The 25,681-nt window shown below is 50.8% G+C and carries 26 protein-coding genes and 1 rRNA gene; 6 read left to right on the top strand and 21 right to left on the bottom strand.

Translation table 11 applies throughout. The features are described 5' to 3' along the window. Together HQN87_RS29960 and HQN87_RS29955 are read right to left on the bottom strand one after the other, a co-directional pair. Positions 1-64, bottom strand: a 16S ribosomal RNA gene (locus HQN87_RS29960); the annotation flags it as partial. A 741-nt stretch (positions 65-805) separates the two neighbouring features. Beyond that, positions 806-1,918 (bottom strand): WG repeat-containing protein, encoded by a 1,113-nt coding sequence (locus HQN87_RS29955; RefSeq protein ID WP_173140652.1) that lies wholly within the window; start codon positions 1,916-1,918, stop codon positions 806-808. 219 nt (positions 1,919-2,137) lie between these two features. Here HQN87_RS29955 and HQN87_RS29950 point away from each other — a divergent pair, with 219 nt between their 5' ends. Further along, positions 2,138-2,566, top strand: a complete 429-nt coding sequence (locus HQN87_RS29950; protein WP_173140650.1) for a PH domain-containing protein — start codon at positions 2,138-2,140, stop codon at positions 2,564-2,566. A 140-nt stretch (positions 2,567-2,706) separates the two neighbouring features. Here HQN87_RS29950 and HQN87_RS29945 read toward each other — a convergent pair whose 3' ends face one another. Together HQN87_RS29945 and HQN87_RS29940 are read right to left on the bottom strand one after the other, a co-directional pair. Further along, positions 2,707-3,504, bottom strand: coding sequence for a TrmH family RNA methyltransferase (locus HQN87_RS29945; protein ID WP_173140648.1), 798 nt, complete (start codon positions 3,502-3,504; stop codon positions 2,707-2,709). 31 nt (positions 3,505-3,535) lie between these two features. After that, positions 3,536-4,219 carry a potassium channel family protein gene (locus tag HQN87_RS29940; protein ID WP_301953246.1) on the bottom strand — a complete coding sequence of 228 codons (684 nt, stop codon included), beginning with the start codon at positions 4,217-4,219 and terminating at the stop codon, positions 3,536-3,538. 106 nt (positions 4,220-4,325) lie between these two features. Between HQN87_RS29940 and HQN87_RS29935 the strand changes: the two genes are divergently transcribed. After that, positions 4,326-4,562, top strand: a complete 237-nt coding sequence (locus HQN87_RS29935) for a small acid-soluble spore protein SspI (RefSeq protein WP_173140644.1) — start codon at positions 4,326-4,328, stop codon at positions 4,560-4,562. Between the two features lie 122 nt (positions 4,563-4,684). On the opposite strand, the gene HQN87_RS29930 is transcribed toward HQN87_RS29935, so the two are convergent. From HQN87_RS29930 to HQN87_RS29850, 17 genes are all read right to left on the bottom strand, one after another. Then, positions 4,685-6,274 (bottom strand): peptide chain release factor 3, encoded by a 1,590-nt coding sequence (locus HQN87_RS29930; protein ID WP_173140642.1) that lies wholly within the window; start codon positions 6,272-6,274, stop codon positions 4,685-4,687. Positions 6,275-6,587: 313 nt separating this feature from the next. Then, positions 6,588-8,138 carry a glucose-6-phosphate dehydrogenase gene (gene zwf / locus HQN87_RS29925; RefSeq protein ID WP_173140640.1) on the bottom strand — a complete coding sequence of 517 codons (1,551 nt, stop codon included), beginning with the start codon at positions 8,136-8,138 and terminating at the stop codon, positions 6,588-6,590. Positions 8,139-8,346: 208 nt separating this feature from the next. After that, positions 8,347-9,171, bottom strand: coding sequence for a YwmB family TATA-box binding protein (locus HQN87_RS29920; protein WP_173140638.1), 825 nt, complete (start codon positions 9,169-9,171; stop codon positions 8,347-8,349). Positions 9,172-9,344: 173 nt separating this feature from the next. Next, positions 9,345-10,004, bottom strand: coding sequence for a response regulator (locus HQN87_RS29915; protein WP_173140636.1), 660 nt, complete (start codon positions 10,002-10,004; stop codon positions 9,345-9,347). A 16-nt stretch (positions 10,005-10,020) separates the two neighbouring features. Continuing rightward, positions 10,021-11,055: a sensor histidine kinase gene (locus HQN87_RS29910; RefSeq protein WP_173140634.1), complete on the bottom strand. Its 1,035-nt coding sequence runs from the start codon at positions 11,053-11,055 to the stop codon at positions 10,021-10,023. A gap of 37 nt (positions 11,056-11,092) precedes the next feature. Further along, positions 11,093-11,740, bottom strand: a complete 648-nt coding sequence (liaF, locus tag HQN87_RS29905; protein ID WP_173140632.1) for a cell wall-active antibiotics response protein LiaF — start codon at positions 11,738-11,740, stop codon at positions 11,093-11,095. Positions 11,741-11,861: 121 nt separating this feature from the next. Further along, positions 11,862-12,569, bottom strand: a complete 708-nt coding sequence (locus HQN87_RS29900; RefSeq protein ID WP_173140630.1) for a PspA/IM30 family protein — start codon at positions 12,567-12,569, stop codon at positions 11,862-11,864. 3 nt (positions 12,570-12,572) lie between these two features. Further along, on the bottom strand, positions 12,573-13,052 hold the full coding sequence (locus HQN87_RS29895) for a PspC domain-containing protein (protein WP_173140628.1): 480 nt from the start codon (positions 13,050-13,052) through the stop codon (positions 12,573-12,575). 4 nt (positions 13,053-13,056) lie between these two features. Continuing rightward, the gene (locus HQN87_RS29890; RefSeq protein ID WP_173140626.1) at positions 13,057-13,737 is read right to left on the bottom strand and encodes a PspA/IM30 family protein; all 681 of its coding nucleotides are present in this window, start codon (positions 13,735-13,737) and stop codon (positions 13,057-13,059) included. A gap of 47 nt (positions 13,738-13,784) precedes the next feature. Next, entirely contained in the window at positions 13,785-14,087 is a 303-nt protein-coding gene (locus tag HQN87_RS29885; protein WP_173140624.1) for a LiaF transmembrane domain-containing protein, read from the bottom strand. A gap of 155 nt (positions 14,088-14,242) precedes the next feature. Further along, a complete protein-coding gene (locus tag HQN87_RS29880) occupies positions 14,243-15,205 on the bottom strand; it encodes an EamA family transporter (RefSeq protein WP_173140622.1) in 963 nt (320 codons plus the stop codon). A 42-nt stretch (positions 15,206-15,247) separates the two neighbouring features. Beyond that, the gene (locus tag HQN87_RS29875; RefSeq protein ID WP_173140620.1) at positions 15,248-15,706 is read right to left on the bottom strand and encodes a hypothetical protein; all 459 of its coding nucleotides are present in this window, start codon (positions 15,704-15,706) and stop codon (positions 15,248-15,250) included. Between the two features lie 44 nt (positions 15,707-15,750). Further along, complete coding sequence (locus HQN87_RS29870) at positions 15,751-18,108, bottom strand: ABC transporter permease (RefSeq protein WP_173140618.1); 2,358 nt, start codon at positions 18,106-18,108, stop codon at positions 15,751-15,753. A 65-nt stretch (positions 18,109-18,173) separates the two neighbouring features. Continuing rightward, positions 18,174-18,848, bottom strand: a complete 675-nt coding sequence (locus tag HQN87_RS29865) for an ABC transporter ATP-binding protein (RefSeq protein WP_173140616.1) — start codon at positions 18,846-18,848, stop codon at positions 18,174-18,176. 89 nt (positions 18,849-18,937) lie between these two features. Further along, entirely contained in the window at positions 18,938-20,074 is a 1,137-nt protein-coding gene (locus HQN87_RS29860; RefSeq protein ID WP_173140614.1) for a HAMP domain-containing sensor histidine kinase, read from the bottom strand. 38 nt (positions 20,075-20,112) lie between these two features. Beyond that, on the bottom strand, positions 20,113-20,787 hold the full coding sequence (locus HQN87_RS29855) for a response regulator transcription factor (protein WP_173140612.1): 675 nt from the start codon (positions 20,785-20,787) through the stop codon (positions 20,113-20,115). Beyond that, the gene (locus tag HQN87_RS29850; protein ID WP_173140610.1) at positions 20,784-21,362 is read right to left on the bottom strand and encodes a GbsR/MarR family transcriptional regulator; all 579 of its coding nucleotides are present in this window, start codon (positions 21,360-21,362) and stop codon (positions 20,784-20,786) included. Before HQN87_RS29850 ends, HQN87_RS29855 begins: the two co-directional genes overlap by 4 nt. Positions 21,363-21,585: 223 nt before the next feature. On the opposite strand from HQN87_RS29850, the gene HQN87_RS29845 reads away from it, so the two are divergent. From HQN87_RS29845 to HQN87_RS29830, 4 genes are read left to right on the top strand one after another with little or no spacing between them, the layout of a single operon-like run. Continuing rightward, a complete protein-coding gene (locus HQN87_RS29845; RefSeq protein ID WP_254075731.1) occupies positions 21,586-22,467 on the top strand; it encodes a carbohydrate ABC transporter permease in 882 nt (293 codons plus the stop codon). A 39-nt stretch (positions 22,468-22,506) separates the two neighbouring features. Beyond that, positions 22,507-23,343 (top strand): carbohydrate ABC transporter permease, encoded by an 837-nt coding sequence (locus HQN87_RS29840; protein ID WP_173140663.1) that lies wholly within the window; start codon positions 22,507-22,509, stop codon positions 23,341-23,343. A gap of 31 nt (positions 23,344-23,374) precedes the next feature. Continuing rightward, complete coding sequence (locus HQN87_RS29835) at positions 23,375-24,721, top strand: ABC transporter substrate-binding protein (protein ID WP_173140606.1); 1,347 nt, start codon at positions 23,375-23,377, stop codon at positions 24,719-24,721. Positions 24,722-24,756: 35 nt separating this feature from the next. Beyond that, positions 24,757-25,668 carry an HAD family hydrolase gene (locus tag HQN87_RS29830; RefSeq protein ID WP_173140604.1) on the top strand — a complete coding sequence of 304 codons (912 nt, stop codon included), beginning with the start codon at positions 24,757-24,759 and terminating at the stop codon, positions 25,666-25,668. Positions 25,669-25,681 lie beyond the last annotated feature (13 nt).

Below are 25,681 nucleotides of genomic sequence, written 5' to 3'. Positions count from 1 at the left end.
CGACTTGCATGTATTAGGCATGCCGCCAGCGTTCGTCCTGAGCCAGGATCAAACTCTCCAATTAGTATTAGAAAGAGCGATTGCTCATTTTGAAACATCTGACGAGAATTTACATTCTCTACGATGAGATTTCTAAAGCGTCAAGACGCTGTGAAATTCATCATTTTTGGATCTCACCGAAGTGATTTCCGATACTCACTCGTTGTTCAGTTTTCAAAGATCAAGCTCGTTGTTGGTGTCGATTAGCTCGTCATCAGCAACTTTTATAATATATCATGATATTTAGGAACATGCAACTATTATTTTACTAATCGCTCAAAGAAGTATTAAAATACTCTTCTGAACACCACTTTATTTGTGCTACTCTACACTTCTCATGAAGGTTGATTAACTGATTCAATACGAATATCCGTTGCACATTATCTTGGGCAATATAATACTGCCTCTTGTAATAATTGATTTCCTGCTGATAGGGACTTGGGGTCTTTCTGTTTTTTTCATAGATTGAGAGTAACTGCACATGAAGTTCAAACACCTCATTATATGACAATCTAATCCCTCCGTTGGATGATAGAATCCGAATATACTTTTTAACATTATCTGCGCTGCAAATAAAAAGTATACGTAGAGAATGCAACGGAACAGGGACTGACTACCGTCACTTGAAACGCAAGCCAAAAACTGCGTCAGAGTCTATTGGAGGGCGGAGTGATTAGCTTGAAGTTACGCAACAAAAAGCATACTGCAACTCAGAATGAGTACAATCTGCAATACGCCGCTGAAATACCGCCTCGGTTGTTCTGCCTTACGGCAGTTTTGTCACTCCGCCCGGAAGCTCGGAAGCCGGCGGCCAGACGATCGTTCCGCTACGGTTCATATACCCTCTGATTTCCTCTCGCGAATTCGGAACGAGCAAGCTGATTACCGCCAATTCGCCGTTAAAAGCGTCGGCCCAATACAATTGCGGCTTAATCACGAAGCGGCCGGATGTATTGATATAGCCGTACCTTTGACCCGGGCTAGCCGGAGCAAGGCCTCCTTTGAACAAGCCTCCGGCGGTAAAGCCCTGGATGACCTTGACGCCCTTCTTGTTGATGTAGAAGGTGGCTCCATTGCGCTCAACGAACGCCAGTCCTTCCGAGAACGGCTGCGCCATACTGAACTGCGGTTTGATCAGGTACTTGCCGTTTTTGTCGATGTACCCGTATTTGCCGTTCTCACTAACAACAGCCGCTCCATCAGAGAACGGGGTGGCGTAATCATACCGCGGTGGAACGCGCAGCTTACCGGTAGTGTCGATATAGCCGTATTTGCCGCCGAACGCAAGCATTACGGCCGCCATGCTTTCAGAGAAATCGGATGTCGAGCTATACCGGTACGGAATGACCAGCTCGCCCTTCTTGTTAATGTACCCGGATGCCTTGCCCATATTGACCGACGCCAAGCCTTCGGAGAAATTAAACGCACGGGTGTAGACCGGCTGTATAGCCACTTTGCCCTGGCTGTCGATATATCCATACCGGGTCACCTTGACTCCGCCAGCGATCTGAGCCTGCTTCATATAGAGCGCACGGTCATTATAAAGAATACCGGCATCCCTCAGCTTGTATTCGAACAGCTTGCTGCCTGCCGAGCTGAAATAATATTGCTTTTTAGCCGCATGATCCTCGACATATACCGTCCCTCCGTTTACTCCTGAATATCCGACTTCGTCGTACACAGCCTCGATGACTATCTTACCTTTGCCGTTGATGAAGCCGTATTTCCCGTCAACTTCAATCGGATATAGTTGGTCGGCTGTCTGCACCTTCGTAGTGGTTGCACCTGCGGCTTGCGCCTTGTGAAGCGGTTGACCCCCAACGTTTGTACTGAATACCATCGCCGTCAATAGAAGGGTTATAGCTATCTTTTTAAGCATTCTTAGTCCACGCTCCTCAGTAAAGATTTGTCAGTCTCTAGTATAGACGGCGCTTGTATCAGTTTTGTTGTGGATAATTGGGAGTGAATTACAACAACATGCGGCTGTTCCCTAAATCGTCAAAAAGGAAAATGCAGGATATTGTCGAACGGCGGTGAATATCAGAAGAGTACAGCTACAGTACATTTATTATGGGGTCTACAATCAGGAGGGGAAATAATGGCTAACTTGTTTGGCGGTTTGCTGGGTAATTACTCAGAGGTATCTATTCCCGAATTAATGAATCAATACGGCGCTTATCTGATGCCGCAGGAAGAAATCCGGATGGGCTTCAAGCTGATCCGCGACGCTTTTATTATTACGGATGACCGATTGATTCTGATTGACCACCAGGGCGTTACCGGGAAGAAAACCCGTGTCGCTTCGATCCATCTTAACTCCATTTATGAGGTCACTATGGAGACAGGAGGCACCGGCTTCGATGATTGTGAACTTACCCTTCACTACATAACCTCACCTTATCACAAAACCAACAATCTGCAGACTTCATCCTATAAATTTGAATTTGGCAAGAAATTCAACGTCCGGCCGTTGTATACCGCATTAGTCAGCATTTCCAATGACAATTACAAGCGTCTGAACTCCTGATCTGTAACATAACTGTTATTGCATATACGAAATGTTAAAGATCACTTTCAGAATACGTTTTATGTAAAACATGAGCCCAGTACCGTAAAGGTACTGGGCTCATTATGATTCCGGCTGCGTCAATTAGAACGAATTCTGCCTTATCCCCGCCCAATCCCCCGCTGCCGCATCCCCTCAAACAACAAAATCGTTGCCGCCATCGCCGCATTCAGCGATTCGGCGCGGCCGGCCATCGGGATGATGATGCTCTTGTCCACCAGGGCTGCCGTCTCCGGTGAGATGCCCCGGCCTTCGCTGCCGATCAGCAGCCACTGGCTGCCGTGAAAATCATGGGTGTAGCAGGAATCTTCACCTGTCAGCGAAGTGCTGACCAGCAGCGCACCACGCTCCCGTGCCTGTGGCAGAATCGTGCCAAGCTCTCCCTCCACTACCGGTAGATGGAACATGGAGCCCATCGTGGAGCGTATGGTCTTCGGGTTGAAGAGATCGGCGCAGCCTTGGCCGAGGATCACACCGTCCGCACCTGCCGCATCGGCGCTGCGGATAATCGTCCCTACATTGCCGGGGTCCTGAACCCCGTCAAGCACCACAACCAGGCTGTCCGGCTTCGCCAGAATGGCCTCTACGCCCTGCTGCTCCTTGCGGACCACCGCAAACACCGGCTGCGGCGTATTCGTGCTGCTGCACTTCGCAATCACCGCCGCCGATACACCGATCACCTCCATACCCTGAACAGCCTGCAGCAGGGGCTTCAGCTCAGACGGCATTCCTTTATCAAGGTCGAAGGCCAGGCACTCTACATCCGCTTCGGCCTGCAGCGCCTCATGCACCAGATGAATGCCCTCCACAATATATTTGCCGGATCTGTCGCGGTGTTTCTTCTCCTGCAGCCCGGCCCATTCCTTCACCCTCGTATTTTGCGGCGACATAATTTCCATGAGGTCCTACCTTTCTGTTCGTTACAGATTCCTATTGATAAGCCATTTCCAGCTTGGTCAGGTTGTCCTTCCGTCCGACAATAACCAGGACGTCGCCTTCAGTCAGGCGGTCCTCTGCTCTCGGGGAAATATTCATTTCTTCGCCCCGGCGGATGGCCATCACATTGCAGCCGTATTTGGCGCGTATGTTAAGCTCCTGCAGATTCTTACCCAGCATCGGCCCGGAGACTCTCATATCCAGAATGCTGTAGTCCGGGGACAGCTCTATATAATCAAGGATGTTCGGTGAAGCAAGATGGTGTGCTACCCGCATCCCCATATCCCGTTCAGGATAGATGACCTTGTCCGCTCCAATTTTGCCCAGTACCTTGCCGTGCAGCTCACTCTTGGCTTTGGCCAGTATTGCCGGCACTCCCAGATCCTTCAGAATCAGCGTGGTTAGAATGCTGGCCTGAATATCTTCGCCAATGGCAACCACCACTACATCGAAGTTACGGATGCCAAGCGCACGCAGGGCCTCCTCATCGGTGGAATCCGCAGATACGGCATGAGTCACAATATTGGAGATTTCCTGGGTACGCTGCTCATCCGCATCAATTGCCAGCACCTCAAAGCCCATCCCGCTGAGCGCCTTGGCTACACTGGAACCGAAGCGTCCCATTCCGATGACGGCATATTGTTTTTTGGCCATTGCCCTTGTACCTCCCGTCCGCATTTCGCATTTCACACAGTATAGCATAAGCCATTATAAACTTGAATTATCAGCGCTGCCGCAGGGCACCTTATAATAAGTGCTAACCACAAATTCAAGGAGGCCGATTATGCCAGTTACGCTTGATTTACGCCAGGCCATCGTTCACAAAGTGCACGGTCAGTCCGAAGAAGGTCTGCGGGAGGTCATTGAGAACTCCGTGGACGGGCCGGAAGCCGCGCTTCCCGGACTGGGTGTTGTCTTTGAAATGATCTGGAAGGATCTCGATCCTGCCAAGCAGGACCGCGTCCTCTCCATGCTGCACCGGCATCTTGACAAGCTAACCCCAGGGTCCATCACCTCGTAAGTGAGGGGCATTCCGCCAAAAACCTCCGCTGCCACCATGCTGCTTGCACATGTTGGGCGGAGGTTTTTTGATAGCCAGCCGTGGAACAAGCTCTTCCGCTTATTCTACTTCAGCAGTACAAATCAAGGCGCAGTTTCGAGGAATTTCGCCGTCGGATTCTTCTCCATGGCCGTACGCATAGCGTATTCGTTCTCGAACAGCACCACGTAGTTCCCCTTCTTGTCCGTAACCAGGGTAGAGTTGATCCGGAACTTGCTTGCATCCGGCTTATTCTCATCATCCACGATCCAGCGTGCGAACTGGTAGCTCATCCGCTGCAGTTGTACATCTACGCCGTATTCACCCTTCATCCGGTACTCGAATACCTCGAATTGCAGCTGCCCGACAACCCCCAGAAGGATATCATCGAAATTCACGGTGCGGAACACCTGAATCATACCCTCTTCAGTCAACTGGTCAATCCCCTTCTGGAACTGCTTCGACTTCAGCGCATTCTTAATGGTTACTTTGGAGAAAATCTCCGGCGAGAAGGTTGGCAGCTCATCGAATTCGATATCCCCCGCCTGACTCAGCGTGTCTCCAATCCGGAAAATCCCCGGATCAAACAGACCGATAATATCCCCCGGATACGCCTCTTCGACGATATCCCGGTCCTGGGCCAGGAACTGCTGCGGCTGGGACAGCTTGATGTCTTTGCCGGCACGCACATGCTTCACGCTCATCCCACGCTCGAACTTGCCCGACACGATACGCAGGAAGGCAATACGGTCGCGGTGTGCGGGATTCATGTTAGCCTGGATTTTGAACACATAGCCGGTGAACTTCTCATTCGTCGGTTCCACGGCACCCGCGGTACTACGGCGTGGTTCAGGCTTCGGTGCCAGCTCCAGGAAGTTGTCGAGGAACGTCTGCACGCCGAAGTTATTGATCGCACTGCCGAAGAATACCGGAGTAATCTCCCCGCGAAGTACTTTCTCATAGTCAAAAGGATCGCCCGCTACGTCCAGCAGCTCCAGATCCGCGCATAGCTGATCATGCAGGTACTCTCCGGCCATCTCGCGGATAATCGGGTCGCGGTAGCTCTCTACCTTTTGCACCCTGATGACAGAGTGGTCGTCGCCCTGGAACAATTCCACCTGATTCTTCATCCGGTCATATACGCCGCATAGCTCCCGGCCCATACCAATCGGCCAGTTCATCGGTACAGAGCGGATACCCAGCACATTCTCCAGCTCCTCCATCAGGTCGAACGGGCTACGGCCTTCACGGTCCAGCTTGTTGATGAAGGTAAAAATCGGAATTCCGCGTTTGGCACAGACCTGGAACAGCTTAATTGTCTGAGTCTCCACACCCTTGGCTACGTCAATCAGCATGACTGCGCTGTCGGCGGCTGTTAATGTCCGGTAGGTATCTTCACTGAAATCCTGGTGACCCGGGGTATCCAGAATGTTCACCCGGTGGTCCAGGTAATCAAACTGCATTACGGAGGAGGTAACGGAGATCCCGCGCTGCTTCTCAATTTCCATCCAGTCACTGGTTGCGTGCTTGCTTGCCTTACGGGCTTTGACGGTACCTGCCAGACGAATGGCGCCCCCGAAGAGCAGCAGTTTCTCGGTCAGGGTTGTTTTACCCGCATCCGGGTGGGAAATAATCGCAAAGGTTCTGCGTTTGTCTACTTCATTCTGAAGCTTGTGATCCGTTGCCTTGTTCATTGCACATATCCCTTCATATATAAATTCATGCTTCTGCTCCAATTGCCGGATTCCATCAAATCGGACTGCTACTCATAGGTTCAGATCCTTTCAGCAGGGATTCATCTTACATTTCCTTATCGTACCGTATATAGGATCATCTATAGCGCTAGGCTTAGAAATCTTTATTGTGAAAGCATCCTTCTCAGTATAGCAAAATCCGGCGAACATTATCTACAAAAAAGCGCTCCAAGTCAAATATCTTGTAATATTGTACAAAAGATCCCCCTGCAGCAATATGCAAGGGGATCTTCATCGGTACTCTATTCAGGATCTAGCGGTTAACCTGCCAGACCACATTGTCTTCGTCCTGGCCGTTGACCGGCCACCAGTGGAAGCCTTCTCCGGCAAGCAGCTGGTCCGCTTCAACCGGACCCCAGGATCCGGCAGGATAGGAAGCCAGATCATTGCTCTCTTCCTTCCACGCCTTGGCGATCCGGTCCACGAAGGACCAGGCCGAGGATACTTCATCCCAGCGGGTGAAGTAGGTGGAGTCGCCGCGCGCAGCATCATGCAGCAGACGCTCATAAGCTTCCGGCGAGTTAATGCCGATCATGCAGCTCTGGCAGAAATCCATGGCCAGCGGCTGAATCTCGGATTCCGAGCCCGGCTTCTTCGCGTTGATCTTCACGTAGATGCCTTCCATCGGATTGACACGGATAACGAGCAGATTGGGCTCCAGATTATGCTTTTGACCCAGATAAACGTTGGTCGGCATTCCTTTGAACTCTACAACCACTTCCGTGGTCTTCACAGGCAGACGTTTGCCGGTACGGATATAGAACGGAACACCGGCCCAGCGGAAGTTGTCAACGAATACACGGGCCGCGAAATACGTCTCTGTATTGGATTCCGGGTCTACTTTGTCTTCCTGGCGGTAAGCCGGAAGTGTCTTGCCCTTATAGAGACCCTGTGTGTACTGGCCGCGAACTACATTCTCGCGTACTTCTTCAGCCGAAGCATACGGACGCAGCGAACGCAGTACCTTCACTTTCTCGTCACGGATATCTTCAGCCAGCAGACGGCTAGGCGGCTCCATAGCGATCATCGTCAGCAGCTGCAAAATATGGTTCTGGCCCATATCGCGCAGAGCACCCGCATGGTCGTAATACCCGCCGCGTTCTTCTACACCCACAGTTTCGCCGAGTGTGATCTGAATGTTGGCGATATGCTTGTTGTTCCACAGCGGCTCGAAGAAGGCATTGGCGAACCGGATGACTTCAATATTCTGAACCATTTCCTTGCCCAGGTAATGGTCAATCCGGTAAATCTCCTCTTCCTTAAATACCTGGCGGATCTGCTCGTTCAGCTCCTCAGCGGATTCAAGATTATAGCCGAACGGCTTCTCGATTACCAGACGGTTCCAGCCTCTGGCCTGCAGCATACCGCCTGCCTTCAGGTTGAAGGAGACACTGCCGAACAGCTCCGGTGCGAGCGCCAGATAGAACATCCGGTTGCCCGGAATATTGAATTTCTCTTCGAGTACCTCCGTCTGCTCATTCAGCTCACGGAAGCCGTCGATATTGTTGATGTCGAGTGACTTGTATTCAAAATGCTGTACGAACTCGTTCCATTCCGCAGCATCTCCTGCCTGATAACGGCAGAACTCGCGGATAGATTCCTTCACATCTTCCCGGAATTCATCCTGGGTACGGGGACGCCGAGCCACGCCAATTACCGCAAAATCATGGGTCAGCTTGCCTTCACGGTACAAACTGTAAATCGCCGGGAAAAGCTTACGCCGGGCCAGATCTCCGGTTGCCCCGAAGATAAAGAATACAGCACCGGGTGTATGCAGTGCATCAAGGGTTTGATTTTCAGCCATGGCTCCTCATCTCTCTGTATGTAATATAGTTGACATTCATTCTCAGGCGCCTATATTAGACAACATACGACTATAGGCGTGATGTCATTTTATCATAATTGCACTGAGGATGCCATCACATTCCTGACAGTTTTTCTCGGGATTTCGCAATTTTCCATTACTCTTTCTTATGCTTTCATCGAATCCGGCTTATAATACCTGTATTCTATCAGTACTCGACCGTGATCAGCGGCATTCCGATAGTCAGCCGGTTCCTGTCTTCCTTGACGTTCTTATGCACTGCCAGCTGCAATGCCAAGCTGTGGCTTCCGCTGCTGACCGTACGCGAAAGGCCCGGCACACTGTAGGAACGGCTGGTTGTAGTTACGTCTGCGTAATTCTCTTCCGCAAGAATACCGGGGAGCTGCGCAGCCAAGGTCTGCTCTGTAGCCAGGAACGCAGCCTGCGAAGCGCCCTGCTCCTTGGCTGGTGCCTGGAGCGAAGCATTCCACTCTGCTGCGATCCCGGCCTGCAGCATGATCCGTCCGGCGTCAGCCGCTGCGGCCGGCAGCTCCGGCGAGCCCAGAAGATCCGCCGTCTCCAGGGTGACAATAGAGTAGCTGCGTCCGCCGCCAAGCTCACTCCAGAACAGGGAGATCTGCGAATCTCCAGGGAGCCGCGCAGAGGAACGCCAGGTCAGGTGCCCGTCTTCATCCGTGCCGCTGAGCTCACCAAGCCCAAGCCGCGTAGCCAGGCTCTGCGCTGCAGCTGCAGCCTCAGCCCGATCCCCGCCGCTGTATTCCCCCTGCCATTTCAATACGAGCCGGAGCGGAGCCCCTAGAGCAGAAGCCTGAGTACCTAGTGTAGTCAGAAGAGCAAGGGATTCCTGAAGCTCTCCGGCAGCGTCCAGAATACCGGCAGGAGCAGGAACAGTTGTACTCTGTACGCCGTTTTTTCCTGCCGGTTCCCCGCTGCGGAACCCGCTCAGCAGCAGTGCCAGCATGCATATTCCCGCCAGTACCCGTATCACTTTGCTCTGTCCTTTATTCCCCACTTCGCATCTCCCTCTCAATCCGTTCTAGTAATCTACTAGACAGGATATCCAACTTGAGAGAAGGATATACTTCCTGAGCTTTCCCCACGCAAAAACACTTTCAAGAGAACTGCCCCGGTCCTGCGGCGGGGTGGTTCTCTTGAAAGTGCTCATCTGCGTCCATAGACGGAAGCTTATTCCGCCAGTCCATTCTTATATGCATAAATAGCCGCCTGGGTCCGGTCTTCGACACCCAGCTTGGCGAGAACATTCGTGACATGGAATTTCACGGTCTTGATTCCGATAATTAATTGATCGGCAATATCCTGGTTGGATTTGCCCTGAGCTAACAGCTTCAATACTTCCATCTCGCGTTCGGTAAGCTCTTTGTAAGCCGGCGCTTCTCCTCTTGCATTGGAACGGAACCGGTTCATCATCTTGGAAGCTACCTGTGACTCTAGCACTGACTGGCCTCTTGCAGCCGCCCGGATCGCATCTGCGACTTCGCTTGCCCGTGAGGTTTTGAGCAGGTAACTGAACGCCCCGGCTTCAATAACCGGATACATCTTTTCATCATCCAGATAACTGGTCAGTACAATAACCTTACAGTCCGGGTACAGTTTCAGCAGCTGTCTTGTCGTCTCGATCCCGTCCATCCCGTCCATCACCAGATCCATCAGCACCACATCCGGTGTATATTCCTGGGCCAGCCGGATGCCCTCTTCGCCGCTTCCGGCTTCACCTACGACTTCAATTCCATCCTCGGTGCCAAGCACCGCTGCAAGTCCGATCCGGACCATCTCATGATCGTCTACAAGCAGGACCTTAATTGCTTCCGCTTCATCTATCTCCATGGTTACACCTGCCCTCCTATTCATTGACTACCGGTACGGTAATGTCGATGCGCATTCCTTTGCCGGGGGCGGTGATGAACTGGATCGAGCCCCCGATCTCTGTGATCCGCTCCTGCATATTCGACAGCCCGTAGGATGTCTGCTTGCTGTCATCCATCTCGAAGCCGATTCCGTCATCGCGCAGCGTCAGCCGGACAGTATCGCCCCGGCGGTGCAGGCGGATCTCCATCTTCTCCGCTTTGGCATGGCGCAGCGTATTGGAGATCGCCTCCTGCACAATACGGAACAAATGATTCTCAACGCCCTTCAGCAGCTGCACTCCCTGATCCATCTCGAACACAATATCAATCGGAACCTTGATCTTCAGTTCCTTGATCAGCTCCTGCAGCCCTTCCTCCAGCCCCTTGCCTTCCAGGTATACCGGTCTCAGGTGCAGCAGGAGTGCCCGCATCTCCGACTGGGCGACAGCGGACATCTCTTCGATCAGCGCAATTTGCCGCTGTGCCTTATCGAAGTCCTTCTCCAGCGTCCGGCCTACAGCCGTTGCCGTCATAGAGATGGCGAACAGCTGCTGTGATACCGCGTCATGCAGCTCACGTGCCAACCGCTGCCGCTCCTCCATGATTGCTGTAACCCGCGCCTGCTCGGCAAGCTTCGCGTTATTGGTGGAGAGCCGCTGCAGCGTGTTCACCTGATTCTCCCACTTGCCGCTGATCCGCCCCAGCTGTTCCCCAAGCCGCCCCAGCTCATCGCTGCCGAGGTCCGGCATGGCCGGGTTAAGATTGCCCTTCTCCCAGGCTACCAGCGTTGCCCGCAACAATTCCAGCTTGCGCTTGCTGCGGAAGCCCTGATAGAAGCCATACCCGATGCCGAAGGCCATCGGCAGCAGAATCAGCGTCATTGCGGTTCTCAGACCTACCCGCCAGTTCTCAAACGGCTGTAATAATCCATATGTATACATAATATATGTAATAACGAGCAGCATGAACAAAGAGAACAGAGCCCCCTCGCCCATACTGCGCGTTACCATATTGCTATTTTTTTTACCCATGCGGGAGCCCTCCCTTCTCTCTGCCCTAACATACCCTTTAAGGTACCCGAATGTCCAGATCTCCCATCAGATAAGAAATGTTAAATTTCACTTTATGCTCACAGCTGTCGTAGTTGGGGGATCTCCAGTTCAGCCGGTTCAGCATCCCTGTATCACGGTTACTGCCGGACTCAATCGAGCCGAACAGCACGAACGCCTCAATCTCCACCCCATAATCCTCAGACAGCAGAATATCCACATCGCCAAAAATACCCTGGAACAGCATTATCGTCTCTTGCTCTTCCGCCATGGCCAGTGAAAGATCCACATCGGCCTCACCCAGCACATGCCAGGCGCTGAGGCTGCGCATGACCCAGGGCGAGAGATCCCAGTCGAATCGGGAAGAAAAGCTTTGCTTCTGCGTAAACCCCGCCTTGCGCTGCATTCGTTTGGATTTGACAAAGAACATCCCCAGCGAAATCAGGCAGATGCCAAGCACCAGCAGCAGATGGTCCAACAGCAGCAGCACTGCTCCGATTCCCAGGAGCTTATAGCCTTGCTTCACCTTCCCCGATGTCGTCCGGTGGATTCCCAGCAGCAGGAACAGGAGCGCGACAATGGAGAAGAAGCCGATCCATTTGCCAAATATCATCAAGCAGCCTACACCGATCAATCCAATGGCAATCAAACGGTTCCGTTTATCCATTTCGCACCTCCTTTAAGTTTTGCCGCATCCGCTACAAAAGCCATACCGGTATGGAGAATCCATACCGTATGGCTTTACCTTAATCAGCATATCATATCCGGCTGTTCTTTAGGAACAGGGATTATTGTTCTTTTTTGTTCAGGGGAGGGGCTGCCGGAGTGGAATTCAGCTTGCTCTTCAAGGCTGCGAGCTGTTCTTCCACTTTCAGTTCCTTCTCGTGGTCTACCGGCTTAGCATATGCGGTTGCCGAAGGGCTATACGGAGCGCGCATCACATCTGCTTCCGCTTCGAGCTGCATGATCTTTTCTTCCATACGGTGGAATCCAAGGGATGCACTTCCGCTCTCGATGGAATGTACGCTGCTGATCTGGGACATTTGCTTCTTGGCTTTGGCCATTTGGGCGCGGGACACCAGTTCATTCCGTTTGTTGCGCAGCTTGTAGAACTCATCCTTCATATCATGAAGCTGCTGCACCAGTTCCTTGGCCTGAACTTCAGCCTGTGCATGAAGCTCGCCGTATTCGGTAAACTTCTGATCGAAGTAGATCTTCTCCTCCAGCAGCTTACGGGTAACTTCTTCCTGCCCGTTCTTGAGTGCAAGCTCAGCCTGTGCTGCGCGTTGTCCGGATACCTTAGCGGCTTCATCCACACGCTGTTTCATCCGGCGTTCATTAGCCATTTGCTTCGCTACCGTTACTTCAGCCTCATGGATCTCAGCCTCCATATCGCGCAGGTATTGATTAAGCATCACAATCGGGTCCTCTACCTTATCCAACATATCATTTACCGACGCTTTAGTCATATCTTTAATCCGTTTGAATACTCCCATGATTTACACTTCTCCCTTCTCGTATTTAGACAGTTTTTGTTTGAGCTCTTCCACTTCTTTTTGCAGGGCCTTCTTCTCAATATCCTTCATCATGGCATCCAGACCGGAATCTGGAGCCGCGTGAGTGCTAGCCTTGTCATAACCGGGATTGTAGCCCGGCTGCCCGCCATATGGGCCATATCCTTGAGGACCTTGGTGGGGTCCCTGTGGTCCGCGGTGATACTCAGGTCCGCCGGCGTAAGGGCCACCGTATGGACCGCCCGGCGCACCAGGTCCGGGACCGAACGGGTTATACTGGGTAGGTTCTTTGGGAATTACCATTGCTGCGATAAGATATACCAGGATTGTGGCTCCTCCGCTAAATGGAATACTGACCACCAGCAGAATTCTGAACAGTGTAGAGTCGATGCCGAGAGTCTCGGACAATCCGCCTGCCAGCCCTGTCATTACTTTGTCTCTTGTTGAACGATACAATCGGGTCATACTACTACTCCTTTCTGCCATCATTGTTCAGCTTCTCCTTTAGACGGGCCATTTCTCTTTCGAGCACGGTTGCCACTGTCTCTCCAGCCTGCACCGCATATTCCTGTCCCATCCGGCGCAGGTCGCTCAGGCTTTTGGCTTCAAGCTCCCAGTCGGTCATCTTGTCTTCCAGACGGCCGAACATCTTGGGAACATCCCCGCCGCCGCCGTAAGCACCGGCTCTTTGATTCATGCGCTGCTGAAGCCGCAGTGACTCCATCCGTGCTGCATAGAACTGGCGTTTGCTGTATACCGTCTGATACTCGATTTTGAGTTCATTCAGCTGGGTTTCAAGCTCAAAAAGTGATTGCTGGCTGGTTTCCAGCAGCCCGCTGTATTGCTCCAGCTTTTCTTCGTGGATAATTTTCTCCTGCAGTGCCAGCTTGGCCAGATGGTCTTCGCCTGCCTTGAGTGCGAGGAGCGCCTGCTCTTCACGTTTGTTCCTCATGGCGGTTGCCTGATTCACCTGCTGCTGCAATTGCTTCGTATGGGAAGCGTACTGCTGGTACAGCCGTTCGGCCTCCCCGATCTCTTCACGGGTTGAATGTAGAAATTGATCAATCAGCTTCACGGGATCTTGGCTCTGCTCCAGACGTTCATTCAGGTTGGCTACGGTGATATCCCTCATTCTGCGAAAAACACTCATGATTTCCTGCTCCCTCCCTGCCTTTTAATAAGTATGAAATGTAACAATTAGTATGTTCTGCTTTGTCTGCCCTTCAGCACCGAGATGCCCCATACTACCAGAGCCACACCAAGCAGTGGACCAATAATCCAGGAAAGCTTGGATATCAGGGTCATGATCCCGATGAACATTACCACCCAGCCGATAATCTTGCGTCCGCTCTTAATTCCGTAGTATCCGAGAACCACCAGTACTGCCGGGAACAAGATGCCGAAGATGCCGTGGATCAGATGAGGCAGAATCCCTAGCAGCATGACCGCTCCGATTATAATCAGCGCAATCGCAATTCCGTTACCTTTGTTTCTTTGCATTGTTTATCACCGCCTTTCGCTGATCTCTTTCTTATATCCTTATTCTAGGGCAATCCTCAGATTTTCAAAACAGACTGTGGACGGTTTTATGTACTGGACCTTAGTCGGGGACGCTTGCACGACTACAGGCGGCTGTTCCCAGGCTCTAAGTGTACTTACTGCTGCTGCCCTTGTATATCAAGCGCTGCTTGAGTATCCGCCCGCTCTGGCTTGCCGCGAAAAACAGTCACCAAAACCACAGCCCCGATAATGATGACAGCAGCGATCAGGGTGTTCAAGGTAAGCTGTTCACCAACCAGCAGCCAGCCAAGCAGCACCGCCACTACCGGATTAACGAAGGCGTAAGTGGAGACGAGTGCAGCGTCAGCATTCTTAAGCAACCAGATGTAGGCCGTGTAACCAACAATGGAGCCGAATGTGATCAGGTAGGCCAGAGCCAGATACGATCGCATAGAAATGCCGGAGATATTAAGTGTGGACCAGTCGCCGGTAAAATAAGAGAATATCACCAGCAGCGCGCCTCCTGTTAGCATCTGCGCCGCTGTCGCCATCAAGGGTGAACCCGGCATGGCCGCGCTTCGGGAGTACATCGACCCTACGGCCCAGCTGATGGAAGCTGCCAGCACGGTAATAATTCCGAACAGATCGGTAGCAGTGCCCGTCTCCCCCTTCCCCGGCTGGAAGACCAGTACGGCGATGCCGAGGAGTCCAAGTACAATTCCGGCGATGACACCGGCAGTCGGACGTTTGCCGCCTCGGCCAAACCAGCCCATCAGCATCATCCAGACAGGAACGGCGGCCACGATTAATGAAGCGATGGATGAAGAGACTCTTTGCTCTGACCAGGCCACCACCCCGTTGCCCCCAAGCAGCAGCAATGCGCCAACAATAGCAGAGGACCGCCATTCACGCCCGGCTGGACACTTCGCCCCGCTTAATCTTGCAATAATATACAGCACCACACCCGCCGCAAAAAAGCGGACACCTGCCATCAGAAAAGGCGGCATCGTCTCGATGGCAATCTTCATGCCGACATAGGTACCTCCCCAAAATAAGTAAACAAATAATAGCGCAGTCCCTACTGCGTATACCGAATTGACTTTCGATTTCTGCTTCATGCAGCATCCTCCTTCTCTCTGTTGCTAAAATCACATTATACTCTAAGAATCTGCTGTGTATCTCAATGTCAGCGGCTGCTCCTCATTAATTCCTATATTCGTTATATCTCCATCTTCAATGACGTTGTTTATAAATAGCTTCCATTGGTTAGTTTGATTATTCTCTATCTCATCCACCTTAACTATTTGTCCTTTCTGATCCTTTTCGATTGTCATCCCCTGTTCAGCATGGTCTGAGATGGCCTGAAGTGCTTTCCACACTGTAGGGTGATCATCAATAACCTTAACCGTCTGCAGAAATAGAACCTCATCTTCATTGTAAATAACCACATTAACTTTTGTTTCCAAAGTACCTTGTCCTGTGTACTTTACGCCATTATACTCAGGAGCAATACCTTCTCCCTTGTTCGTTCCGCATGCTGTTAAGGAAAGTGCAATCAAGATGAATACAATTAAGCAACCGTAGCAAGGTTTTGTAAATTTCACTTTATACTGATGCACAGTTATAGTCCTCCTATAAAATTCAGTTATTTGCTTTCCCTCATTTATTCACTAAACCGGATTCGTTCCATTAGGCTCTCCTTGCTGAGGCGCCACTGCATATAGAAGGTAGTCACCACTTGAACTGTACAATAGGCGCATACCAGGGTCAGCATGGCTGCCATTGGCAATTGATACTGAACATAGCTGGCTGATTGCTTGAACATTCCCACGCCAAAGTATCCGGCAGGTATCCCCAATGAAAAGGTGATTAACAAGCTGAACAGAATGACAATGAAACCTTCACTGCCTAGCTGCATGGTTAGTTGACTCCGTGACATGCCAATGGCTTCAACTAAACTAATTTCCCGCTTCCTGGCATACATACTGGTCAAATTAGAATTAATTAAGTTAAATATACTGATAATCAGCAATGCTGAAGTAAGGCTATTAGCCGCCAACTGGAGTACTTTCTTCATTCCATTGAACTCCTGATAAGTCTCCTGGAACGAAGTGAATGTTATTCTTCGATCAGCAGTTGCAATGCCTTTTAAGTTCCGTTCCACTTCCCCTTGTTGTCCTTCATTAACTTGAACGCTAACCTGCTTGATACGCTGATCCAGATCCAATCGTTTAAACAGGTCCTGATGGGCAATAAGAACTCCTCCATCTGAAGAATTACCTTTATACGTAACATAGTTGGGCAATACACCAACAATAGTGAATACACGTTCTTTCTGTCCTTCGCCAAACTTTGCCAATCGTATTTTGTCTCCCACTTGGTACCCTCCATCTTCCGCGACCGCAATGAGATTATCGCCACTTCTCAGTTCTGTAAGCATAGAATCATCTTTCCCAAGCCTTTTGAGTGTACTTGTCATTAAGGCGTCATCGTAAGCATAGATATCCGTTCGAATATCCGGGTTTTTCATACTTGCCAAGTCCTTGAGATGAAGGTTTGCATCCTGCTTGTTATAAATTAATACATCATACATTTCGGTCAATACAGTTGTGACCCCAGGCATAGTCTTCACTTGCTGCATAACCTTATCGTTCAACAAATCGAGTTGTTCGTCAGAGTCAAGGTTAGCAGCACTTAGTTTATAGTCTCCAGGCACCATACTTCCAGCCATATTATCAATATTCATACTACTGAAGATACTCCCTGTGACCACAAAAATAAAACCCGTCAGCGTAATGGATATTACAGTTACCCAGGTACGTTTACGATATCGAATAAGCTGTGCCGACACCAGGGAGAACCCGCTAATTGAATTTTTCAATTTGCTCTTGGTGTCGAGGCTTCTCTTTCCCAGGGGTCCAGCCGGATTATAACGAATCGCTGCAATCTCTGTAAGGCTTCCTACTTTTCTAGCAGGCATATAAACAGATAGCATAACGAGAATCAGACCCATAACAAAAACAGCACAAGCAATATAAGGGGACAATTCAACATATAATGCGGAGTTTCCACTAGCCATATTTCCTAAGAAGGGAATGAATGCCGTGCTTCCCCCTCCCCCCAACAGAAGACCCATGGAGCTGCCCGCCAGTGAAATAATAAGCCCTTCTGTAAGTATCATGCTCCGTAGTTGCTTAGGAGTCATTCCTATCGCTTTCATCATCCCGAATAAACGGATCTGCTCGGATAGATATATATTGAAAATATTATAAATAACCATGGCTGCACTAATTAAAATTACAAATACAATTATGGCTGCTTTCAGAATAGATACAGGATTCTGCTCATATGCGCCGCTATAACGCTCATTGATTTGGATTTGATCTTCTTGTAACTTAGCTCCCTCACCAATTTTGTGTGCCGTTGATGTGGCATTGAAGTCCGAATTTAAAAGAGCAAATATAACAATATCCGGATCAGGACTATAACGCTGGGAGAGGGTTTTGGAAATAAACATTAGGCCGGCCCTAGCCGCCTTACGTACAGCTATATCATCAACAATGCCCACCAGCTTAAAACTTTTTGTTATATATTCCGTTTTCCCTGTACTCTTAATTTGTAAATCTAAGGGTATTACTTCTCCCAGCTTGGAGGGAAAACCCATTTCCTCTATGACCCACTTATCCAGTACCATTTCGTCGTCCGTTACCGGGGCTCTTCCTTCCCTTAATTGAATCAGCCCTGCATTAATTCCTTCCATATAACCTATAGCCATATTAATATTCAGTTTTTCAAATAAGCCGGATTTAACATTTTTACTGTTATAGGAAAGATAATGTTTTTGGATCTTGGGATTATTCACAATTTCTTCTTGCTGCTTCGGTGACAGATGCTCATATTGCACATGATAGGCACCTAGTTCATTAGTCGCTTCCCGTTTACTCCGCTGGTCATCGGAATAGAAATAAGTCAGCACTACAAAAATCAGGGCTACAGCTAAAGCAACTGTACCTACAGTCAATACTGTCCTGCTTTTGTGATGACGTAAATTTTTTAGGGATACCTGGTGAACCGAAATCCTATTTTTCATTGTTCTACCTCTGCTGCAATGGAACCGTCTACTACCCGAACCGTCCGGTCTGCAAGCTTCGCCACTTCGTCATTATGCGTTACAACAATCAAAGTCTGATTGTATTTCTCAACCGATAAACGCAGCAGATCCAACACGTTGTTACTGGAACGGCTATCCAGATTTCCTGTGGGTTCATCTGCGAGTACAATAGCCGGTCTGGCTGCCAAAGCGCGTGCGATTGCTACCCTTTGCTGCTGCCCGCCAGACAATACTGTGGGCAGACTGGTCCGTTTTTCATAGATCCCCAAAGTATTTAATATATCTTCAATATAGCTAACCTCTGCCTTCTTTCCATCCAGCCCGATGGGTAAAATGATGTTCTCCCACACATTAAGTGAGGGTACCAAATTAAAAGCCTGAAACACAAATCCGATCTGGCGGCGGCGAAATACGGCTAATGGACTCATTGGCATTGTATAAATAGAAGTCCCATTGATGATGACCTCACCGCTAGTAGGTGCATCTAAGCCGCCAATAATGTGCATTAATGTGCTTTTTCCAGCACCCGACTGCCCGACAATAGAAATAAACTCCCCTTTTGCCACAGCGAAATCCACATCATGAATGGCCTTCACTTGACTCTCTCCAGTGCCATAATATTTGCACAATTTCTTCCCTTGCAGAATCATATCGGCGCCTCCCTTTATATATGGATACAAAAATATCCTCCCCCAGGTTGTTCTCTAGGAAAGGATATCCAATAAATATCTATTTTTTATCAACTTTGGTGCAGCATTATCCATACTTTCACACAGGCGCCGCCTGACTTGTGGTTTGTTAGCTGAATACCGCCCCCCAGCTTCTCAGCCAGTACCTTGCAAATATTCAACCCCATGCCGTAATGGCTCTCCTCAGCTTCCGTCCTGCTAGTATAAAACGGAGTGGTAGCGAGCTTCAGATCCTGGCTTGAGAACCCTTTGCCATCATCACTGACTGTAATCGAAAAGAATCCCTCATCCATTTCAAATCGGACAGAAATCGTCTGACTCGCATAACGAAGGGAATTGGCAATCAGGTTTTCGTATATCCTGGTAACCATTCCTGTATCCAAATACAAAGATGGTTCAGATATATGATTTTCAAATGAAAGTTCCAGTGACTGTTCCCGTGCCAGAAATTCAGCTAAACTGCTTAGTTGTTCCAAAAAAACGGAAACCTCTACTTTGGTCCATGCTACCGAGATATCGTCGAGTTTTTGGGCCTCGCCCATAATTTGCACGTAGTTCTCCAGCCGTAATATATGTGTACTCATGGTTGATATCGTATCCAGCAGCTTCTCTTTGCTTATTTTATCTTCTGGCAGATATTTATTTAAAAAATCCGCGTAACCTCTTAGTACTGTCAGTGGTGTCCGCAAATCATGTGAAAAAGCTGCATTTAACTGTTTTCTATCCTCTATGGATCGCCACATCTGACGGTTATTATCCTCCAGCGCGGCTCTCATGCGCTCGAAAGACCCGCATAGCTGTCCCATCTCATCTTCACTAGCTTGCGGAATATGAAAGTTCAAGTCGTTGCCGGATATTTTTTGAGAAGCCTCGCGCAAAGTCCTAATCGGTTGTTTGAGCTTATTATGGTAAAACAACCAGGAGGCCAACAAGGTAGCCAACCCAAAAAATATCAAAATGGACCAGGAGTCCAGAAAACTGCATAACTTAATAATTTGTTGATCTTTATACGAATAGTCTGTATTGAAGTCCTTCATATTATAGATAATTGCCGGGTTCTCGATATCCGCTGAGGTGTAAGACGCATTATACTTCAGGAACATATTATTACGTATCTGGCCTACCCCAGTAATGGTAATCACACTAAGGAGTCCGGCAATAAGTACAAATATAAGCATATAGATCATAAATGTCACCCTGATGGATAAGTTACGAAAACCTTGTCTTAACCTACCCATTTATAGCCCACACCCCATACTGTTGAAATGTATACATGATCACTAACCTCAGTGAACTTAACCCGGATTCTTCTGATATGCTCTGCAACAACGGCGCTGTCTCCTTCATGCTCCAGGCCCCAGACCCTTTCAAAAATATGTTCCTTATCAAATACTTGACCGCTGTTCATGGATAATAATTCAATGATCCCAAATTCTTTCTTGGCAAAAGATATTGGACATCCTTTGCAGTAAACCATTCTGGAAGAATAGTCTATTACTAAATCCTCTGAAAATTTGGTTTGTGTCTTAATGGACTGTCTCTGCTCGCGGCGCAGATGTGCCTCCACCCTCGCTCCAAGCTCGTCAATGCTGAAGGGCTTCACGATATAATCATCACCACCGGCACGAAAGCCATTGATTTTATCAATTTCTTCTATTTTGGCGGTTAAGAATATAATAGGGCAGGATACATAATCCCGTATGCGGGCGCACACTTCAAGACCATTAATCTCCTGCATATTAATATCCAATAAAATAATGTCTGGACTATACGCTACCTTTTGCAAAGCCTCCGTTCCACTTCGTGCGGTTAAGACCTGATAACCATTGATCTCAAAATAATCTTGCAGCAGCTTAATAATATCCGTCTCATCATCAACGATCAAAATTTGATTGGTCATAGCTGATATTCCGCCCCTCCACCCGGCAACTCCCCGCCGAAGATCTCCCCTTCCGCAAGTCCTGACACGAAGCGCTGCAGCCAAACATAATATTCAGCCGCATGTTTCAGCTTCTCCAGATCCCGGAGGCAGGTCTGCCGCTCCTCTTCGGGAGTGTCCTCCGCGCGGGCCAGCGCCTCCAGCGCGGGCATTGCTGCCCCCATGGCTTCCTGCATCACATCGATCTCCCGCTGAAGCTTCAGGGTGAAGAAGTTGCGGAAGGCCTGGAAGAAGTCCGTCTCCGCTGTGTACAGCTCCTTCCGCTCACGCTTCTCCGGCAGCTTCGTTACCATCCGGGAGGCGATCAGGGAGCGGACACCGTAGCTCATGTTGCTTTTGCTCATATTCATTACCTGCTTCATTTCCTCCAGCGTCATCGGCTTGTCCTCAAAGAACATCACCCCGTACAGCTGTCCGAAGGAATAATTCGCTCCATATAAATCCATCGTCTGCGCTATGGCATCAATCATCGGGCCGAGCAGTTGCTCCCGGGGTGAACGATGCGGCTTGTCCCCGCCAAATGCGGCCTGCTTCATCAGGTGGCACCTCATTTTCGGATAGAATCGTTCCCTCTACATTACACAATACTGAAGCTTTAAGGCAGTCATTCTACAAATTTTACACAAATTCCGACTCGGCTTTACTCCCGCTTGACCATAGGTCTGCTTGTTGAGTGTACAATTTTTTTTGAACAGAGGAACTGGCCTCTGCATTATATCGCATCAAACAATGTGAATGGAATGGGGAATCCGGACGAAAATGACACGTTCAAAGTTTATCGGCGGCTTGAAGCCCGTGCTGTTCACCCTGCCGGCCATGGTCCCGTTCGCTGTGTTCTGGCTCGCACCGCTGCTGTATGTGCTGTATCTCAGCTTCACGGAATGGGATTTCATGAGCCCGGAGAAAACCTTTGTCGGCTTGCAGAATTATACCGATCTGCTCAGTAACCCGGCTTTTTACAAGGCGCTCAAAGTCACTGCGCTCTTCTGTATCGGCAGTGTGCTGCCAGTGATCCTGCTGGGACTAGGGCTCGCCCTCCTAATGAACCGCAAGCTGAAAGGCTCCGCCCTCTATCAGGTGCTGCTGTTCTCGCCCTGGGTGACGCCAACCGTAGCAGTCTCGATCGTCTGGTCCTGGATTTATCAGCCTGAAGCCGGGCTTGCGAATGCTGTACTAAATTTCTTCGGCCTGGAGTCTATCGGCTGGCTGCAAGACCCCAAATGGGCATTAACCGGCGTCCTGCTGGTGACCATCTGGAAATCGGTAGGCTGGGCAATGATCTTCTATCTGGTGGCGCTGCGGAATGTGCCCTCTGATCTGCTGGAAGCCGGGGATCTAGACGGGGCAAGTCCGTTGCAGAAGTTCCTGCGGATCACGCTGCCGCTTATCTCGCCAACCACTCTCTTCCTGTTCGTGGTTCAACTGATCTCGGCGCTTCAGGCCTATGACCAGATCAATGTGCTGACCCAAGGCGGTCCGTCTGGTTCCACCCGTACGCTGCTGTATCTGTATTATCAGTCCGCCTTTGAATCCTTCCAGATCGGCGAAGCTTCATCTGTAGCGGTTGTCCTGATCTTCCTCTGTATGCTGCTGTCTGTCTTCTCATTCAGCATCAGCAAGCGCACTACTCATTATCAATAGAAGCTTCATTATTCACAAGGAGGTCTCACCGCTTTGCGTATGCTCTCATCTCTCGGCGGGCTGGCCCGCCAGATTTTGTTCGCCGCACTGGCTCTCTTGATGGCCTTTCCGTTCTACTGGATGGTCACCAGCGCCCTCAAAACCAATGATGAAATCTGGCGCTCCCCGCCCACTCTCTGGCCCGAGGTGCCTCTGTGGGGGAACTTCGCCGCAGCCTGGAACGAGGCTCCGTTCGCCAGATATATGGGTAACAGTATCTTTGTCGCAGGCTCCATTGTCATCCTGCAGATCATCAATTCCGGGATGATGGCTTATGCGCTGACGCATATGAAATTCCGCCTGAAGGGCGTTTTTGCCGGAGTGATTCTGTTCGGTTATATGGTTCCCGCTACAGCAGTCTACCTGCCGGGCTACCTGATCCTGTCCGAGCTTCATCTGCTGAACTCTTATGCGGGACTGATTCTCTCCAACTCTGTGAGTATCTTCGCCATCTTTCTGATCCGGCAAGCCTTCCTCCAGGTCTCGCATGAGCTGGTGGAGGCCGGTGAAGTGGACGGTGCCTCGCATATGCGGATTCTATGGACCGTACTGGTGCCCGTCACCAGATCATCGTTCGCCGTGCTGGCGCTGATTACCTTCATTGACCAGTACAATAATTATTTCTGGCCGATGCTCATTACGAAGGACCCCAGCCTGCAGCTGGTCTCGGCCGGTCTGCGCAGCTTCTTCGTGGAAGGAGGTGCATACGGACTGAAATGGCCGCTCATCATGGCCGCCAGCGCCTTCACCATCGCCCCGTTGCTCCTGGTCTTCCTGCTGGCCCAAAGGACGATTATGCAAAGTGTCAACATGACCGCAGGCTCAAGCAAAGGCTGAAACCTAACTTAAACCCCAGAGGAGAATGATGATGAACGTATTCAAAAGGTTGTCCGCAGTATCCATGATCGCCGGTCTCTCCGTACTCACCGCTTGCGGCGGGAATGCTGCTTCGGGTGAGGTTACAGCAGCAGACGGCGCAGCAGCAGTCCCTGCTGCCAATGCCGCTCCGGCAGGAGGCGCACCGGTCACGATTGAATTCTGGTATGGGCTCGGCGGCAAGCTGGGTGAAAATATGGAATCGCTCATTCAGAAATTCAACGCCTCCCAGCAGGAGGTTATTGTCAAGGGGATCGTGCAGGGGGATTATACAGAGACCGAACAGAAGCTTCAGGCAGCGATTGCTGCCGGGCAGGTCCCGGCGGTGGTCCTCTCCTCCAATATCGCTTGGGCGCGCAAGGGTTATTACGCCCCGATGGATGAGCTGATTGCCGGGCAGCCGGACTTCAATAAAGAGGATTTCGTCCAGACCTTCCTGAACCAGGGCCAGGTGGACGGCAAGCAGTATTTCCTCCCGATGTATGGATCGACCCAGGTGATGTACTACCGTAAGGATGCTTTTGCGAAAAGCGGCATAGACGCCAGCCAGATTAAGACCTGGGAAGACCTCGCTGCGGCCGCGAAAAAGATGACCGTCTCCGAAGGCGGCAAAACCACCTTCTACGGCTGGGAACCGATGTGGGGCCCCGGCAATATGGTTGATGCCGCTCTCAGCAAAGGAGGCAGTATTCTTAGTGAGGACGGCACCAAGGTCACGATTGATTCCCCGGAGTGGATCGACACCTGGGAGTTCTTCCGCAAGTCGATTCATGACGACAAGATCATGCGTATCCACTCCGGCGGACAAGGCTGGGAGTACTGGTACAAGACGATTGACGATGTGATGAAAGGCCAGGCGGCCGGATACACCGGCTCCAGCGGCGACCAGGGCGACCTTGATTTCAGCGTCGTCTCCGCTATGGAGCAACCGGGCTGGGCCGGAGCCGGCGAAGCCAAACCTGTCGCCGGGGCGAGTATGGCCGGTATTCCTGCCCAAGCCGGAGACGCCCAGAAGCAGGCAGCGATGAAATGGCTGGCCTACTTCACAAGCTCCGAGAATACCGCGTTCTGGTCCATCCACACCGGATATATTAGCGTCCGCCAGTCTGCGCTGGAAGATCCGGCATTCGTCACCTTCAGTGAGAGCAATCCGCAGATCAAAATTCCGCTGCAGCAGGCAGCTCACGCCTCGGCCCCCTTCCAGGACCCGACCGGCGGCAAAATTAATGATGCCCTGACCATCGCAGCGGATAAGGTGCAGATCGAGAATATCCCGGCAGCCGAGGCGCTGAAGGAAGCGCAGCAAACGGCGCAGGCGGCTCTGGATAAGCTGAAATAAACGAAAAAATCGTGAAAGGCAAAGGGGAATGCAGCATGACTGAGCTTATCACTCCGCAAGGGAACTATCCTGTATCCGCCATTCTGTTCGACAAGGACGGAACACTGCTGCAGTTCATCTCCCTCTGGGGAAGCTGGGGCGAATGCTTCCTCACCCAGTTCAACCGTCAGCTTGAGCAGCGCGGCCTGAGGTTCCCCATGCAGCATCTGGCCTCCCTGCTGGGAACGGTTCATGATGCTGAGGGGAGGATTACAGATTATGACCGTAACGGCCCCCTCGCTATGGGTACGATGAGCGATCTGTATGCCATTCTGTCCTGGCAGGGTTATCTGCTCGGCCTATCCTGGGCGGAAGCGGTGGTGCTGGTGGATTCCTGCCGCCAGGCGGCAGATGCCATGCTGGAGCGGAGCCGTCCGGTCCGCCCTCTTTCCGGTCTGGTGCCTTTTCTGGAAGAGTGCGCTGCGCAGGGTATTCCGCTGGCTGTAGTGACTGCCGATGAAACGGCTGCGGCCGAGAGTCACCTCCGCTGGATGGGCATCCGCCAGTATTTCACCGCCGTGATCGGCACGGATCAGGTGGAGCGGGGCAAGCCCTTCCCCGACATGGCGCTGCTGGCCTGCCAGCGGCTCGGGGTATCTCCGGCTGAAGCCGCCGTCATCGGCGATACGAACGGAGATATGCGGATGGCTAAGGCGGCTGGTGCTGCTGTAGCCATTGGGATTGCCGGCGGGATGACCGCCGGACAGGCGGCTGGCGGCAGCCCGGCGGTGGCTGAGAGCCGGGTTACCGCCACGGCAGACGCTGACGGAAACGGGCAGGCTGATGCCGGTGGACCTGCTGACACTGCAGGAAACGTGCAGACGGCTAATGCACAGTCTGTCCGCAGTCTTTTGCCGGATGCAGATTGTGTGGTGTCGTCTTATGCGGAGCTTGGCGTTATGATTTGAAGAGCGGCTGACT

The organism is Paenibacillus tritici (assembly GCF_013204885.1).
In the GTDB taxonomy this organism is placed as follows: Bacteria; Bacillota; Bacilli; order Paenibacillales; family Paenibacillaceae; genus Paenibacillus_AQ; species Paenibacillus_AQ tritici.
Note: the sequence above shows the minus strand (reverse complement) of the source record. Positions and strands in the feature narration are given on the sequence as shown.

Coding starts and splice junctions, on each gene's coding strand:
- HQN87_RS29880 (WP_173140622.1), bottom strand. CDS start 15,205: ATGAAGCAGAAATCGAAAGTCAATTCGGTATACGCAGTAGGGACTGCG.
- HQN87_RS29845 (WP_254075731.1), top strand. CDS start 21,586: ATGACACGTTCAAAGTTTATCGGCGGCTTGAAGCCCGTGCTGTTCACC.
- HQN87_RS29930 (WP_173140642.1), bottom strand. CDS start 6,274: ATGAACAAGGCAACGGATCACAAGCTTCAGAATGAAGTAGACAAACGC.
- HQN87_RS29910 (WP_173140634.1), bottom strand. CDS start 11,055: ATGGGTAAAAAAAATAGCAATATGGTAACGCGCAGTATGGGCGAGGGG.
- HQN87_RS29900 (WP_173140630.1), bottom strand. CDS start 12,569: ATGGGAGTATTCAAACGGATTAAAGATATGACTAAAGCGTCGGTAAAT.
- HQN87_RS29890 (WP_173140626.1), bottom strand. CDS start 13,737: ATGAGTGTTTTTCGCAGAATGAGGGATATCACCGTAGCCAACCTGAAT.
- HQN87_RS29895 (WP_173140628.1), bottom strand. CDS start 13,052: ATGACCCGATTGTATCGTTCAACAAGAGACAAAGTAATGACAGGGCTG.
- HQN87_RS29935 (WP_173140644.1), top strand. CDS start 4,326: ATGCCAGTTACGCTTGATTTACGCCAGGCCATCGTTCACAAAGTGCAC.
- HQN87_RS29855 (WP_173140612.1), bottom strand. CDS start 20,787: ATGACCAATCAAATTTTGATCGTTGATGATGAGACGGATATTATTAAG.
- zwf (WP_173140640.1), bottom strand. CDS start 8,138: ATGGCTGAAAATCAAACCCTTGATGCACTGCATACACCCGGTGCTGTA.
- HQN87_RS29860 (WP_173140614.1), bottom strand. CDS start 20,074: ATGATCTATATGCTTATATTTGTACTTATTGCCGGACTCCTTAGTGTG.
- HQN87_RS29955 (WP_173140652.1), bottom strand. CDS start 1,918: ATGCTTAAAAAGATAGCTATAACCCTTCTATTGACGGCGATGGTATTC.
- HQN87_RS29850 (WP_173140610.1), bottom strand. CDS start 21,362: ATGAAGCAGGCCGCATTTGGCGGGGACAAGCCGCATCGTTCACCCCGG.
- HQN87_RS29885 (WP_173140624.1), bottom strand. CDS start 14,087: ATGCAAAGAAACAAAGGTAACGGAATTGCGATTGCGCTGATTATAATC.
- HQN87_RS29830 (WP_173140604.1), top strand. CDS start 24,757: ATGACTGAGCTTATCACTCCGCAAGGGAACTATCCTGTATCCGCCATT.
- HQN87_RS29950 (WP_173140650.1), top strand. CDS start 2,138: ATGGCTAACTTGTTTGGCGGTTTGCTGGGTAATTACTCAGAGGTATCT.
- HQN87_RS29945 (WP_173140648.1), bottom strand. CDS start 3,504: ATGGAAATTATGTCGCCGCAAAATACGAGGGTGAAGGAATGGGCCGGG.
- HQN87_RS29865 (WP_173140616.1), bottom strand. CDS start 18,848: ATGATTCTGCAAGGGAAGAAATTGTGCAAATATTATGGCACTGGAGAG.
- HQN87_RS29840 (WP_173140663.1), top strand. CDS start 22,507: ATGCTCTCATCTCTCGGCGGGCTGGCCCGCCAGATTTTGTTCGCCGCA.
- HQN87_RS29915 (WP_173140636.1), bottom strand. CDS start 10,004: ATGGAGATAGATGAAGCGGAAGCAATTAAGGTCCTGCTTGTAGACGAT.
- HQN87_RS29940 (WP_301953246.1), bottom strand. CDS start 4,219: ATGCGGACGGGAGGTACAAGGGCAATGGCCAAAAAACAATATGCCGTC.
- HQN87_RS29835 (WP_173140606.1), top strand. CDS start 23,375: ATGAACGTATTCAAAAGGTTGTCCGCAGTATCCATGATCGCCGGTCTC.
- liaF (WP_173140632.1), bottom strand. CDS start 11,740: ATGGATAAACGGAACCGTTTGATTGCCATTGGATTGATCGGTGTAGGC.